This is a genomic window from Bradyrhizobium sp. BR2003, assembly GCF_009720285.1.
Lineage (GTDB): Bacteria > Pseudomonadota > Alphaproteobacteria > Rhizobiales > Xanthobacteraceae > Bradyrhizobium > Bradyrhizobium elkanii.
Genome location: NZ_SMYJ01000046.1, coordinates 46,373 through 60,797, shown reverse-complemented (window position 1 = coordinate 60,797; position 14,425 = coordinate 46,373). Strand labels below are relative to the sequence as shown.

The following is a 14,425-nucleotide window of genomic DNA, read 5'->3' as shown; positions in this document are numbered from 1 at the left end:
CCGGATGAGGGTTTCCATCCGCGGATGCAATCATTTCATCTCGGGGAGGAGTGTCCGCGGCGACAACCCCTCACCCGGCTTCGCTCTCGCGAAGCCACCCACTCCCACAAGGGGAGAGGGTCCACCTGTTGCGCGACTAGCGCCTCACGGCGCGACCGTGACCGGCGAGAAGTCGACGAACCAGCTCTTCGGCTGCACAAAGCCCTTGATCTTCGGGCTCATCGCGCGCGGTGCGACGTCGTGGGCGACATAGAGGAAAGCCGCGTCGTCGACCGAGGCCGCATGCAGCTCGGCGAGCGCGGCGTCGCGCGCGGCCGGCTCGAAGGTCTGGCGGGCCTTCTTCACCAGCTCGTCGAACTTCGGATTGTTGTTGAAACCCCAATTGTTCGACACCGGCGGCGCCATGCCCGACTGCAGGAAGCGCACCAGCGCGAAGAACGGATCCATCGCCGCATAGGTGACGTTGATGGCGTTCGAGCCGTTGGCGGTCGGATCCTTGGCGCCGCGCCGCCAATTGGTGAACAGCGTGTTCCACTCGATGACGTCGAGCTGCACATCGAAGTAGCACTCGGCCAACGCCTGTTGCAGATACTCGTTCATCGGCAACGGAAGCATCTGGCCCGACCCCGATGCCGAGGTCTGGATCTTGACCGTCAGCTTCTTGTTCGGACCGAAGCCCGCCTCCTGCATCAGCTTCTGCGCGGCCGGCTTGTCGTACTTGATCTGGAAGGTCGGGTTGCCGCGCCAGGGATGGCCCGGCTCGAACGTGCCGGTCGCCGGCACCATCAGGCCGGCAAGCAGGCCGTCACGCAGCCCTTCGCGATCGACGCAGAGATTGGCCGCCTTGCGGACGCGGATATCGTTCCACGGCGAGCCCTCGACGCGCGAGAACTGCCACGGCCAGACATGCGGCTCCTCGTTGGAATAGAGGTTGAAACCTCGCTGCTTGATCTCGGGCAGCGCGTCCGGCGCCGGCGCCTCGATCCAGTTGACCTGCCCCGACAGCAGCGCCGCGGTGCGGGCATTGGCCTCCGGCATCGGCAACAGCACCATCTTGTCGACCTTCGGCACCCGCGCCTTGTCCCAGTAATTTTCGTTCTTCACCAGCTCAAGCCGCTCGCGCGGGGTGAAGCTCGACATCTTCCAGGGCCCGGTGCCCGACGCGTCCTTGGCGAACGCGGCCCACGCGGCCTGCGACTTCGCCTTGGCGTCGGCGCCTTCCGCCTTGTCGTAGAATTGCTGCCACTTGGCCGGGCTCGCCATGAACAAATTGGTGAGATTGATCGGCAGGAAGCTGTCCGGCTCCTTGGTGGTCAGCTCCACCGTCATGTCGTCGATCTTGCGCGCCGAGACCAGCGTCGGCATGCGTGAGGCGGTGACGCCGACCTGGCTCGCATCGTATTGCGGCGCGTCCTGCTTCAGCACCTTGTCCACATTCCAGACCACGGCGTCGGCATTGAACGGCGAGCCGTCATGAAAGGTGACGCCGGGGCGCAGCTTGAAAATCCACTTGGTCTTGTCGACATCGTCGACCTTCCACTCGGTGGCTAGACCCGGAATCATCGCGCTCGCCTTGTCCGACGAGGACAGGTCCCACATCGTCAGCGCGTCATACATCGTCAGCCCGGTGAAGCGATTGCCTTCAAAACCCTGGTCGGGCTGACCGAGCGTGCGCGGAATATCGGCAGCGGTCATGCCAATGCGCAGCACGGTCTCGGCGCTGGCGATCGCCGGCACGCCAGTGGCTATCGCCAGCGCCAGCATGATCGCCGTCGCATTGGTTTTCCTGTTACGCATCTGAGCAGCCCCTTCGAGTCTGGTGACGTTTTGGTGATTATTTCTTGGGCAAGCGTATGCAATGCCTGTGCCAAGGGGAATAGTTCATCAGCAAATAACCGCCGGGCGCGTCATTTCTTCCCACCTCGCGCCCGAACGGAGCGAAGAAGACCCGCCTGCCCTCGGTCGCGAGCTACGCCAAGATCGACGATTTCACCATCGAGATCACCACCAAGACCGTCGACTCCTTCTTCCCCTACCAGATGCTCTGGTTCCTGGTCTCGAGCCCCGCACAATACGAAAAGCTCGGCAAGGACTGGGACAAATTCGCCAGTCAGCCCTCCGGTACCGGTCCGTTCAAGCTGACCAAGCTGGTGCCACGCGAGCTCGCCGAGCTGACGAAAAACCCGGACTATTGGGACAAGAAGCGGCTTGCGAAGGTCGACAAGATGATCCTGATTCCGATGCCGGAAGCGCTGACCCGCACCAACGCGCTGCTGGCCGGCCAGGTCGACCTGATCGAAACTCCGGCGCCCGACGCCGTGCCGCAGCTCAAGGCCGCCGGCATGAGGATCGTCGACAACGTGACACCGCATGTCTGGAACTATCACTTGAGCGTGCTGCCGGGCTCGCCATGGACCGATATCCGCCTGCGCAAGGCGCTCAACCTCGCGATCGACCGCGAGGCGGTGGTTGGCCTGATGAACGGCCTCGCCAAGCCCGCCAAGGGCCAGGTCGATCCGTCGAGCCCATGGTTCGGCAAGCCGACCTTTGAACTGAAATACGACCTCGCAGCCGCCAGGAAGCTGGTGGAGGAAGCCGGCTATTCGAAGGACAAGCCGCTGAAGGCGACCTTCATCATCGCCCAGGGCGGTACCGGGCAGATGCTGTCGCTGCCGATGAACGAGTTCCTGCAGCAGAGCTTCAGGGAGATCGGCATCGACATCGACTTCAAGGTGGTCGAGCTCGAGACATTATATACGCACTGGCGCAAGGGCGCGGCGGACGAGATGAACGCCGGCATCACCGCCAACAACATCGCCTATGTCACGTCGGATCCGCTCTACGCCATCGTGCGGTTCTTCCATTCCGGCCAAATCGCACCGGTCGGCGTCAACTGGGGCGGCTACAAGAACCCGAAGGTCGATGCGCTGATCGACGAGGCCAAGCAGACCTTCGATACCGCGAAGCAGGATGCGCTGCTGGCGCAGGCGCACGCGCTGATCGTCGACGATGCCGCGCTGGTGTGGGTGGTGCACGACACCAATCCGCACGCGTTGTCGCCGAAGGTGAAAACCTTCGTGCAGGCGCAGCACTGGTTCCAGGACCTGACCCAGATCGGGCTGGAGTAGTTGCTGGTCGTCGCCGCGTAAACCCCTCCGCCGTCGTCCCGACGAAAGTGGGGCGTCTATTTCGTCGTCAACGCGAATGCGCCGTTCCAGTCGTCGGGCGGCGGCTCCTTCTTGAAGGCGTGGATGCGCGCCTCGTAGAGGCGGTAGAGATATTGCAGCGTCTGCGCCTCGTCGGTCTTGCGGCCGCGTTCGATCGCGGCGAGCGCGCCGTCCCAATCGCGGCCGCGGTAGCAGGCGAGCATCTCGATGGTCAGGTTGCGCAGCCGCTGGAAGCGGCCGGAGTTCGCGACATCCTCGCGGCCGGCAATCGCGTAGATCACCTCGGGCTCCTTCTTGCCCTTGACCATGATGAAGTCGAGCTCGAGGATCGCGAACTTTTCCTTCACCGCGAGCGCAGTCTTCGATCCCACGATGATCGGGAAGCCGTACTCCTTTGACTGCCCCTCGAGCCGCGAGGCCAGATTGACGCTGTCGCCGAACACCGAATAGTCGAAGCGCACATCGGAGCCCATATTGCCGACTACGCAGAAGCCGGTGTTGAGACCGACTCCGATGTTGAGCGGCACATAGACGTGGCCACCGTCCTTCGCCTCCTGCTCCCGCTCACGGTTGAGGTCGTCGACGCGCTCCAGCATGTCGAGCGCCGCATCGCATGCGTTGAGCTGGTGCTGCTTGTCGTCGAGCGGCGCGTTCCAGAACGCCATGATGGCGTCGCCCATATATTTGTCGATGGTGCCCTTGCGGGCGAGGATCGCGTTGGAAAGCGGAGTAAGGAAGCGGTTCATCAGCGCCGTGAGGCCCTGCGGATTGCTCTTGTAGGTTTCCGAGATCGAGGTGAAACCGCGCATGTCCGAGAACATAATGGTCATCTCGCGTTCCTCGCCGCCGAGCACCAGCCGCTCCGGCGACTGCGCCAGCTGCTCGACCAGCGCGGGCGACATGTACTGCACGAATTGCGACCTGATCTGTCGGCGCTGCTGCTGCTCGCGCACGAAGGCGGAGAAGATCAGCGTGAGATAGATCGCCGTGGTCGACATCAGCGGATAGGTGAAGTCGATCAGCAGCCGGTGCTGGGAATAGAAATACCAGGACGTGCCGATCAGCACGGAGGCGAACATTCCGCCGACGGCGACCAGCGTGATCGGACCGAACTTCGGCGCGAAGGCGATGACAAGGAGCCCCATGATCAACGCGGCGAAGAACTCGATGCCGATGCCGTAATTCGGCTGCGAAACGACGTCGCCGGTCAGCGCGCTCTCCAGCACCTGGGCATGAACCTCGACACCAGGCATCGCCGGCGTCACCGGCGTCGTCTTGATGTCGTTCAGCCCGATCGCCGAGGTGCCGATCACGATCAGCTTGCCGGCAATTCGGTCCGGTGGGACGCGCCCGTCCAGCACATCGACGGCCGAGACATAGATCGAGGGATCGCGGCGGGCGTAGTGGATCCAGAGCTGGCCGTGGAGATCGGTCGGGATCGCAAAGCCCTTGAGACCCAGGCTCTTGATCCCGGCCTTGTCGGCCTTGATCAGGATCGTACCCGAGCCGCTCGCCACCCGCAGCATCTCGAAGCTCAGCGACGGCATGGTGATGCCCTGCGCCACCATGATCATCGGCACGCGCCTGACGATACCGTCGCGCTCCGGCCTGATCGTGAACAGGCCACGCCCGGCAGCCGCCTCCTCAAGCACCGGCACGTTGCGCAGCAACCCCGGGAACATGAACATGAAAGGCTGCGGCTCCTCGCCGAGCATCGCAAGTCCGGTGACCGGAAGCTTTTCGTTGAGGTCGGCGCGCACGTTGGGCCCGCCGGATTCGCCGAGCACCACGCGCGAGTTCTTGATGGCTTCGGCCATGATGCTGTCGTTGCTCGGCAGCTGCCGCAGCCTGGCGCGCATCTCCTCATCGAGGCTGCTGAAGGTATCGGCGGCGATATCGGGGTTGAGACGGTCCGGCTCGGAGAACACCGCGTCGAACGCGATCACCACGGCGCCGAGCCGGGTGAGGTTGGTGACGATGTCGGCGAGCCGCGTCCGTGGCCACGGCCACTGTCCGAGCCGGGGATCGGCGAGGCTCTTCTCGTCGATGTCGACGATGGTGACGGGCCGCGCGGTCTTCTGGCGCGGCTGCAGCGCCTGGAATGTGTCAAACGTCCTGACGCGAAGCTCCTGGACCGGAGCCGGATCCACGATCCGCAGCGCGGCAATGCCGATCAACAGCGCCACGCAGACCAGCCGCGCGTAGCCGAAGCGCCGTGCGAACCACCTGCGTATCGCCTTCAGCCGTTTCATGCCATCTGGATATCACGCGCGCAGAATTGTTCCAATCGAACAAGCATGCGCAGTGCACAATCGGCCGGACCAGACCCGCGGCGACACCGCCGCGCGTCCGTCACGTAAAATGAATAATGAAGTCGTTCTGAGACAGGCTCGCCTTCGCGACATTGTGCAATGTGATCGTGTCTGCGCCGTCGACCGTGATCAGCGTATCCGCCGAGTTCGTCGGCGATGTCGCAACATGCTGATCGAACCAGGTACTGAAGGTGCTTGCCGAGACGACCGTGGACAGGTCGATCTGGTCCTCGCCTGGCGTGAAGTTCAGGATCGTGTCGTGGTTGAAGCTCGGCGCAAACACGAACTTGTCCTGGTACCCCGACCCGAAGAACACGTCCTTGTCGCTGGTCCCCGTCAGTGTCACCGGCTGCGGCGGATCCTGCTGGACGTTGAAGATCAGGTTGACCGTATCGGTTGCGCCATGGCCATCGGTCACGGAGAGCGCGATCTTGTCGGTCGCTGGCGGTGTCTGGCCGGGGTTGTAAACGAGGCCCGACGATCCAAGCGCTGTGTTGATGCTGGAGAGAAGCCCCTCCTGCGACGAAGGCGCAACGCTGCTGCCCGCAGCGGGCGTCGTCGTCGCGGCCATGGTGAAGGTCTCGTCGGCTGTCGCATCGGCGTCCGTCACGGTCAGTCCGGAGATCGTCTCGGTCCCGTTGGGATGTTCGGTGATACTGACGTTGTCGGTATGGATCACGGGGGTGTCGTTGGCGCCGATCACGTCGATCGTCAGCTTCGCAGTCCCGACGGCGCCATGCGCGTCGATCGTCTCCACATCGAACGTGTCGGCATAGGTACCCTTGCCCAAGGCGTTGATCGCGGCGGGATCGGGAACATAGCTGTAGGTGCCGTCCGGGTTGACGGTCAGCGAGCCGTAGAGGCCTGCGATCTGCGTGACCGCGGCGTGGTCCGAATTGAGCGCGGCATAAGTCAGCGTCGCGGTTTCGCCATGGTCGACGTCGTTGCCATGCAGCGTGCCGGTCAGCGTGCCGAACGTGTCGTTATCAGCGGTATCGGTGAGCGTGCCGGCATTGACGTCGGCAAGTGTCGGCGCGTCGTTGGCGCCGTCGATCGTGATCGTCACGGGCTCGTTGACGACGCCGCCATGGTGGTCGTCGATCTGAATCGTGTAGGTCAGCGTCAGCGTCTCGCCGAGGGCGAGATAGTCGAAATTCTGGTCCGCAGCCGAGAAGGTCCAGATCGACGATCCGGTTGAACCGCCGGTCGCGTCCGTCAACGTCCCCAGCGACAGCCAGTTCAGGATCGCGGGCTCGTCGGGCAGGCCCGTGGTCGTCCCGGATTCGGCGACGCCGGTGATGGTCATGGTGTGGGTGTCGCTAAGATCCACATCGGTGAACGTCACGGTGCCCGATGCGCTGTCTAGCGTCGATGAACCGGTCGTATCGGGTTGTTCGGGGATGATGGCAGCCTGAGGCGCCGACGTGACGATCGGTGCGTCATTGCTGCCGGTAATCGTGATCGTCACCGGTTGGCTGATCACGCCGCCATGATGGTCATTGACCTCGACCGTATAGGTCAGCGTCAGCGTCTCACCGTCGGCAAGATAATCGAAATTGCGGTCGGCGGCCGAGAAAGTCCAGGCCCGGGATCCGGCGCCCCCGCCGGTCGAATCGGTCAGCGTCCCCAGCGAGAGCCAGTTCAGGATGGTGGACTCGTCCTCGGGCAGGCCTGTGGTCGTTCCGGATTCCGCGACGGCGGTGATCGACACGATGTGGGTGTCGCTGAGATCGACGTCGGCAAATGTCACCGCGGCCTGGGCCACGTCGAGCTTGATCGATCCGGTCTCGCCGATCATCTCGGGGACCGTGGCGGTCGGCGGCTCCGACGTGAACGTCGGCGCGTCGTTGGTGCCCGTGATGGTGATGGTGACGGGCTGGGTCACGACACCGCCGTGGTGGTCGTCGACCTGGATCAGGTAAGTCAGCGTCAACGTCTCGCCGACGGCGAGATAGTCGAAATTCCTGTCGGCGGCCGAGAAGGTCCAGGCGCGCGATCCGGTTACACCGCCGGTCGAATCCGTCAGCGTACCGAGCGACATCCAGCCCAGTATCGTCGCCTGATCGGGAAGCCCTGTGGTAACGCCCGTTTCGGTGACGCCGGCCACGGTGACGCTGTGGGTGTCGCTGAGGTCGACATCGACGAAGGTCACGGTACCGGATGCGGTCTCCGGCACGACCGAACCGGTCGTCTCCTCGGCTTCAGTGATGGCGGCCGCCTGGGTCGGTGAGGTGATCACCGGCCTGTCGTCGGTGCCGACGATCGTGATGGTGACCGGCAGCGTGACGACGCCACCCTGATGGTCGCCGATCTCGACCGTGTAGGTCAGCGTCAGCGTCTCGCCGGTGGCGAGATAGTCGAAGCTCCTGTCGGCAGCCGAGAACGTCCAGGAGCGCGATCCCGTCACGCCATCGGTCGAATCAGTCAGCGCGCCCAGCGACAGCCAGCTCAGCACGGTGGCATGGCTGGCAAGTCCGGTGGTGACGCCGGCCTCGCTGACGCCGGTGATGGTGACCGTATGCGTGTCGGTCAGATCCGCATCGGTAAACGTCAGCGTGCCGTGCGCCGTATCGGGTTGGGCGGAATTCGTCGTTGCTGCGAGTTCGGTGATCGAACCGGCCTGCGCCGAGGACGTCACCGCCGGCGTGTCGTTGGTGCCGGTGATCGTGATCGTGAAGGTCTTGAATGTGGTCTCGTTGTTCGGCGCGAAATTATTGTCGACGCGCGCGACATAGGTCAGCGTCAGCGTTTCCCCGGCGGCCAGGAAGTCGAACGCGCTGTCGGCAAGGTTGTAGGTCCAGGTCGCCGAACCGGCATTCTTGTTGTTCGGATTGGGCTCGAGCAGCAACGGGATCTCGACCGTCTTGATGGCCGCGAGCTGCGCAGCCGTCAGCGATGAGGTGACGTCGCTGCCGTTGGCGTCCCGGTAGCTGAACGCGGAATAGTCGACCTTCGCACTCGGTATGTCACCGACATTGAGGTCCAGCCATTTGATCTGGCCCGTCGCTGTGTCGAACAGCCCGCTTTGGGTCAGCCCCGGCCGCTCGGTAAACACCGCGTCCTGGGTCACGACTTGCGGCGGCCCCGGGATGTGATCGAGCCTGCTGTTGGGAGCGCCGCCGGCCTGAGGTCCGGTCGTGTTGACGAAGGTCAGCAGAATGACGATCGGCGCGCCACTGTCGCTGCTGGTGAGCTTGAAGCTGGTCGACACCGGCACGACGCTGTCCGTGAAGTTCGTCGTGAGCTTGGTGTTGGGATTGTTGTTGTCGGTGAACTTCAGCGCGAAGACGTCGGAGATGAGCTTCTGCGCATCGGTCGACAGTTGCGCCGACGAGACGAAGCTGACGCTGCCCTGGCCGTTGACGATGGTCTGGGTGCCGGCCTGATCGACGGTCGCGATCGGATTGAGCGTCGTCTTGTCGAACAGGATGTAGGAGCCGGTGCTGCCATCGGGCTCGACCAGCACCTGGAATTTGGCCGGCGGCACGCCGCCGGTGCCCTGCACGTCGAAATCGATCTCGACCAGCACCGCGGTGCCGCGGATGCCCATGGTCGCAACCGGAGTATCGACCTTCATGTCGCCGTGCTTGGCGGTCGCGCCGGCCACGAAGGAGATCGTGCCCGAGACCAGACTCATCAGCGACGAATTGCTCGACCCGTTCGGGTCGTAGATCATTTCGTTCAGCACCATCTTGGCGTTCGGCCCGAGACCGAACACGGTGCCGTCGATGAAGGTGATGCCGAGCGTCGAGTCGCCGCCGGATTGCACAACGTCACCCTTGTTGACGTTGTCGCCCTGGTTCAGGACGATGGCGACGCCATTGCGGATGGCCGTGGCGTTCCCGGTCAGCTTGGTGACATGGCCGATGACCTTGGCCGGCTCCGCCGCGCCGCCGGCCTGGGCATATTGTGTGTAGCCGGTGAGTGCGCTGACGAGATCGCCGGTGAGATGCGCGCCGTCAGGCGACGCCAGCGGCGCGCGCTTCTCGCCCTTGAAATAGTCGTGCAGGACGAGTTCCCGATCGTCCCTCGCGATGACGAGATCGAGCCCGGTCCGCTTGAAGTCGCCGGTGAACAGCAATTGCCCGTCGTCGACGATGATCGCGCCGGCCGGAGCATGCGTGGAAACGCTGTCGACGTGCACGTATCCACGGGCATAAGCGTCCGTGTTCGGCGACAGGCCGTCGAATTTCTCGACAAAGTTCACTGCGGATCACCGCACGAGAGTTAATATTGTTAAAATATCCGAATGATTAAGTCTGCATATCATCGGATAAAGCTTGGCGAAACCACTCTGTGCTTGCGCAAGGTGGTCCTGTAGTGCGGTTTGAGTGGATGTGACTTGGCTCACCCTGTGAAGAGCCGTGTAGTTCGCATTCGTTTGACGGTACCATAAGGTGGGATTTAAGCCAAGATACGTACTGAGCCACGTATTCGTGGTATTGATTGGCATTTCTGTACTTGCCTCTATTCCCCCATACCCCAGAGCGGGCATTTGACCCCAATTTCCCGGCCAAAGCTGTGACTTAGCTTACAAATCACACGAGTCCCGTGCGCGACCGGCCGGGTTAACCAGGAGGCAAGGATGAGTTGCAAAGCAGTGGAAAAAGGTTCGCCGCTTCCTTTCACAAACCGGTAAAGTTTTCGGGACCCCACGCAGGCGCCCTTTAGCCTCTTCCCCTGATTCCCCACATCTTAAGTCGATTCGAAGGGATCGTTCGTCATGCTGGCCGGCATGAAACGATCCGGTCGCGTGCGCGGTGCAATATCCACCCGCCGATGAGCGGACAGGGGGTGTCGGATGAGATTCTCGCTTCGCTCGCTTGCGCTGCGCGCCGTCATGCTGGGTTTCGGCCTGGCCCTGGCCGCGCCAGTTGCCGAGCTCAATGCGGCTTCGCTGCTCTCGCCCGGTCCGGCGACGCTGATCAGAAAGTCGACCGAGCCGTTCGGCCTGACGACCAGCCTGCTTGCCGACGGCGGCCTGTACGACAAATGGCTCGGCGTGCAGCACAAGCTCGCCGACGAATTGGAGCAACTGGCAGCCTGCGAGAGCGACCGCGCGGGTTGCGCGTCGCCGGCGGCGCTGCGATTCCTGGCGATCGTCGATGCCGGACGGGCGCGTCAGGGTCGCGCCCGGCTCGGCGAAATCAACCGCGCGATCAACCTTGCGATCCGCCCGGGCAGCGATCTTGTGGCTTATGGCGAGCCCGACGTCTGGGCGACGCCGCTCGCCACGCTCGCCCGCGGCAGCGGCGATTGCGAGGACTATGCGATCGCGAAATTGGTGGCGCTGCGCAAGGCCGGCGTGGCGCCGGAAGATTTGCGGATCGTCGTCCTGCATGACCTCGTCGGCGGCGAGGACCATGCGGTGGTCGCGGCGCGGCTCGACGGCCGCTGGCTGACGCTCGACAACCGCCGCATGGCGATGATCGAGGACGCCGACATCAGGAGTTTTCGGCCGACCTTCGTGATCGACCAGCATGGCGTCAGCCGCTATGTCGATGCCCCGCTCGTCGCCGAGGCCGCGTGGCGGCCGGCGGCGAGGTAACTGACTGCGTCATTCCGGGCGATGCGAAGCATCGAACCCCAATTCGCAATTGCGAATTGGGGATTCTCGAGGTTCCCCCGTGCGCAACTGCCCACCTGCGGTCTGGTGCTGACGCACCATCCCGGAACGACGATCCCGAGGAATGCCGCTCAGAACATCAAATTGTCCTTCACCAGAACCCAGCGGCCGCCTTTGACCTCCTGCACCTGGGTGATGGTGTTGGCGAGATGATCCGTCTTGGAGAACTTGGTCGGCGGCGAGCTGAAGATGTCGAGGAATTTGTCGCCTGACTCCAGCGAGTCCAGCATCTTCTGGCCGGTGAGATCCTTGCCCGCCTTCTGCGCGTAGAAGGCGAAGGTCATCACCGCGTTGTAGCCGATGATCGCCTGGGTGTTGGCGTCGGTGTTGAACATCTTCTTGTAGTTCACCAGCCAGTCCTTCACTTTGCCCTTGGCCGTGTCCTCGTAGGGAATCTCGAAGCCCGACGCCGCATAGAGCCCTTCGACGGCTTCCTTGCCGAGCGCCGGCACTTCGAGCACGTTGGTCGGGGTGGCGCCGAGGAAGGTTACGTCCCAGCCGAGCTTCTTGGCCTCGTTCATCGCGCCGATGGTCTCGCGGATCACGGTGCCTAGCACGACGAGGTCGCAGCCGTCGGCCTTCATCTTGGCGACCTGCGCCGAGAAATCGGAGGCGCCGCGCTTGTAGCTCGTGACCGAGGCCGGCTGCACCTTCATCGCGCCGAGCTGCTGGGTGAAGCCGTCGAGCACGTTTTTGCCGTACTCGTCATCCTGATGCATGATGCAGGGCTTCTTGAAGTTCTTCCACTCCATCATGTATTTGAGCGCGGCGCGCGTGCTTTCGACATAGGGCAGGAGGTTGTTGAACTTCAACCGCTCCTGCGGCTTGGCGGGATCGAACTTGAAGGTGAATTCGGCGGCCGTCAGCGGGAACAGCTGCAGCACACCCGCATCGAACAGGACGTCCTGCGCGGCGAGCACGGTCGGCGAGCCCATCGGTCCGATCATCGCGAACACCTTGTCGCGCTCGACCATCTTCTGCGAGGCCAGCACCGCCTTCTTCGGATCGTAGCCGTTATCCTCCAGGATCATCTTGATCTTGCGGCCGTTGATGCCGCCGCCGGCGTTGATCTCCTCGACCGCCATCTTCATGCCGTTGGACACCGGAACGCCCCAGACCTTGATCGGTCCGGACAAGTCCTGGTGCGTTCCGATCACGATCTCGGTCGGCGATATGCCTTCATTGGTGACCTTGGTCTGGGCTGCGGCCGGCAGACAGGTCAGCGCCAACGCGCTCACCGCAAGGCCTAGCGCCTTCAGCGATTTCGACATTGCAGTCTCCTCCTTACATGGCCCATGTTGAGCGAAGGGTCGGGCCGGCTCGCTCCTTCGCTAATTCGGCGTCGTCGAATCCTTCTTTGAGCATGATCTCCGCACAAGCGCTGCGCGATTGTCGCGAGGGAAAACCGCTTCACACTTTTCCGGATCATGCCCTATGCCACCGCGCGTTCGCCATACATGGCGTCGATCTCGGCGGCGTAGCGCTTGTTCACGAAACTGCGCTTCAGCTTCATGGTCGGCGTCAGCTCCTCGTCCTCGGGCGTGAGCTGGCGCTCGATCAGATAGAATTTCTTGACCGTCTCGACGCGCGCGAACTTCACATTGACCGCCTCGACCTCGCGCTGGATCAGATCCTGGATTTCGCGGGCGCGGCACAGGCTCGCGTAATTGGTGAAGGGAATGTCATGATCCTGGGCGTATTTCTCGACATTCTCCTGGTCGATCATGATCAGGCAGGTGAGATACGGCCGCTTGTCGCCGATCACGACCGCATCCGATACATAGGGCGAGAATTTGAGCTGGTTCTCGATCTCGGACGGCGTGATGTTCTTGCCGCCGGAGGTGATGATGATGTCCTTCATCCGGTCGGTGATCTTGACATAGCCTTCATTGTCGATCGTGCCGACGTCGCCGGTGTGCAGCCAGCCCTTCGCGTCGATCGTCTCGGCGGTCTTCTCCGGCTGGTTGAGATAACCCATGAACAGGAAGTCGCCCTTGATCAGGATCTCGCCCTTCGGGCAGATCATCACCTCGCCCCAAGGCGCGGCCTTGCCGACCGAGCCGAGCTTGATGCGGTCCGCCGGCATCATGGTCGCGACTCCGCAATTCTCGGTCTGGCCGTAGACCTCACGCATGTCGATGCCGAGCGCGAGATACCAGCGGATCAGATCCGGCGAGATCGGCGCGGCGCCGGTCAATGCGATCCGGCAGCGGTCGAGCCCGAGCATGCGGCGGATGTTGCGGAACACCAGCCAATAGGCCGCGCGGTTGGCGATCCGCAGCGACAAGGGCGGCGCCTCGCCCTGCAGCCGGCACTCGGTCATCCGGTTGCCGATCGCGAGCGCGCGGGCATACATCCAGTTCTGGAACGGGGTCGCATCCTTCAGCGCGATGGTGATGCCGGAATAGAACTTCTCCCAGATCCGGGGCACCGCGAGGAACGCGGTCGGCTGCACCTCGCGCAGATTGTCCGGCACCGTCTCCGGGCTCTCGGCGAAATTCATCACCGAGCCGAGTGCGAGCGAAATGTAATAGCCGCCGACTCGCTCGGCGACATGGCAGAGCGGCAGGAACACCAGCCGCTCCTCGCTGTCGGTCGAGGGGTAGAGGTCGTTGGCGTGGCGCATCTGGTGCGTCACGCTGCGGTTGGAGTGCATCGCGCCCTTGGGCGGGCCCGTGGTGCCGGAGGTGTAGACCAGGATCGCAAGATCGGAGGCGGTGCGGCTGCCGGTCATTTCGTCCCACAAGGCATCGCTGCCCTGGGCATGGTTGCGGCCGAGCGCGGTGAATTCGGCAAGCGACAGCACCATCGGATCGGAGAAGCCGGAGAGGCCCTCCATATCGAACACGACGATCTTCTCCAGCGTCGGACACCGCGAGCGGCAGGTCAGCACCTTGTCGAGCTGCTCCTCGTCCTCGACGAAGATCACCCGCGTGCGGGAATCATTGATGAGGTATTCGACCTGCGCCGCCGAATCGGTCGGATAGATCCCGGACGAGACGCCGCCGGCGCACAGGATGCCCATGTCGGCATAGACCCATTCCGGCACCGCGTTGGCGATGATCGAGGCGACGTCGCCCGGGCGAAAGCCGGTCGCATGCAGGCCGAAGGCGATGTCCTTGGAAATCTGCAGCCATTCGCGCCAGCTGGTCGGTTGCCAGATGCCGAACTTCTTCTCGCGGATCGCGGGCCTGTCGCCACGCGTTTGAACCGCGAGCAGAAAGCTCCTCGCGATCGTGTCGGCAACCGTCAGCACCGCTGGTCCTGCCATGCGCGCTCCCTCCTCTGCCGCCCGTCTCGCCCGCCGGCCCCTCGTGCCG

6 protein-coding genes and 1 pseudogene are annotated in these 14,425 nt (G+C 63.3%); 2 read left to right on the top strand and 5 right to left on the bottom strand.

The features are described from left to right. Positions 1 to 144: 144 nt before the first annotated feature. On the bottom strand, positions 145 to 1,797 hold the full coding sequence (locus E2I15_RS36065; protein ID WP_137481011.1) for an ABC transporter substrate-binding protein: 1,653 nt from the start codon (positions 1,795 to 1,797) through the stop codon (positions 145 to 147). A gap of 143 nt (positions 1,798 to 1,940) precedes the next feature. Between E2I15_RS36065 and E2I15_RS36060 the strand changes: the two are divergent. After that, a pseudogene (locus tag E2I15_RS36060) lies at positions 1,941 to 3,128 on the top strand (ABC transporter substrate-binding protein); the annotation flags it as partial. A gap of 56 nt (positions 3,129 to 3,184) precedes the next feature. Here the strand turns inward: E2I15_RS36060 and E2I15_RS36055 are convergent. Beyond that, on the bottom strand, positions 3,185 to 5,419 hold the full coding sequence (locus E2I15_RS36055; protein ID WP_137481010.1) for a CHASE2 domain-containing protein: 2,235 nt from the start codon (positions 5,417 to 5,419) through the stop codon (positions 3,185 to 3,187). 100 nt (positions 5,420 to 5,519) lie between these two features. Beyond that, positions 5,520 to 9,686 (bottom strand): VCBS domain-containing protein, encoded by a 4,167-nt coding sequence (locus E2I15_RS36050; RefSeq protein WP_137481009.1) that lies wholly within the window; start codon positions 9,684 to 9,686, stop codon positions 5,520 to 5,522. A gap of 594 nt (positions 9,687 to 10,280) precedes the next feature. On the opposite strand from E2I15_RS36050, the gene E2I15_RS36045 reads away from it, so the two are divergent. Continuing rightward, on the top strand, positions 10,281 to 11,027 hold the full coding sequence (locus tag E2I15_RS36045; RefSeq protein WP_137481008.1) for a transglutaminase-like cysteine peptidase: 747 nt from the start codon (positions 10,281 to 10,283) through the stop codon (positions 11,025 to 11,027). 149 nt (positions 11,028 to 11,176) lie between these two features. Here the strand turns inward: E2I15_RS36045 and E2I15_RS36040 are convergent, their stop codons facing one another. Continuing rightward, on the bottom strand, positions 11,177 to 12,376 hold the full coding sequence (locus tag E2I15_RS36040; RefSeq protein WP_137481007.1) for an ABC transporter substrate-binding protein: 1,200 nt from the start codon (positions 12,374 to 12,376) through the stop codon (positions 11,177 to 11,179). A 161-nt stretch (positions 12,377 to 12,537) separates the two neighbouring features. After that, positions 12,538 to 14,376, bottom strand: a complete 1,839-nt coding sequence (locus tag E2I15_RS36035) for an AMP-dependent synthetase/ligase (protein WP_137481006.1) — start codon at positions 14,374 to 14,376, stop codon at positions 12,538 to 12,540. Between the last annotated feature and the right edge of the window lie 49 nt (positions 14,377 to 14,425).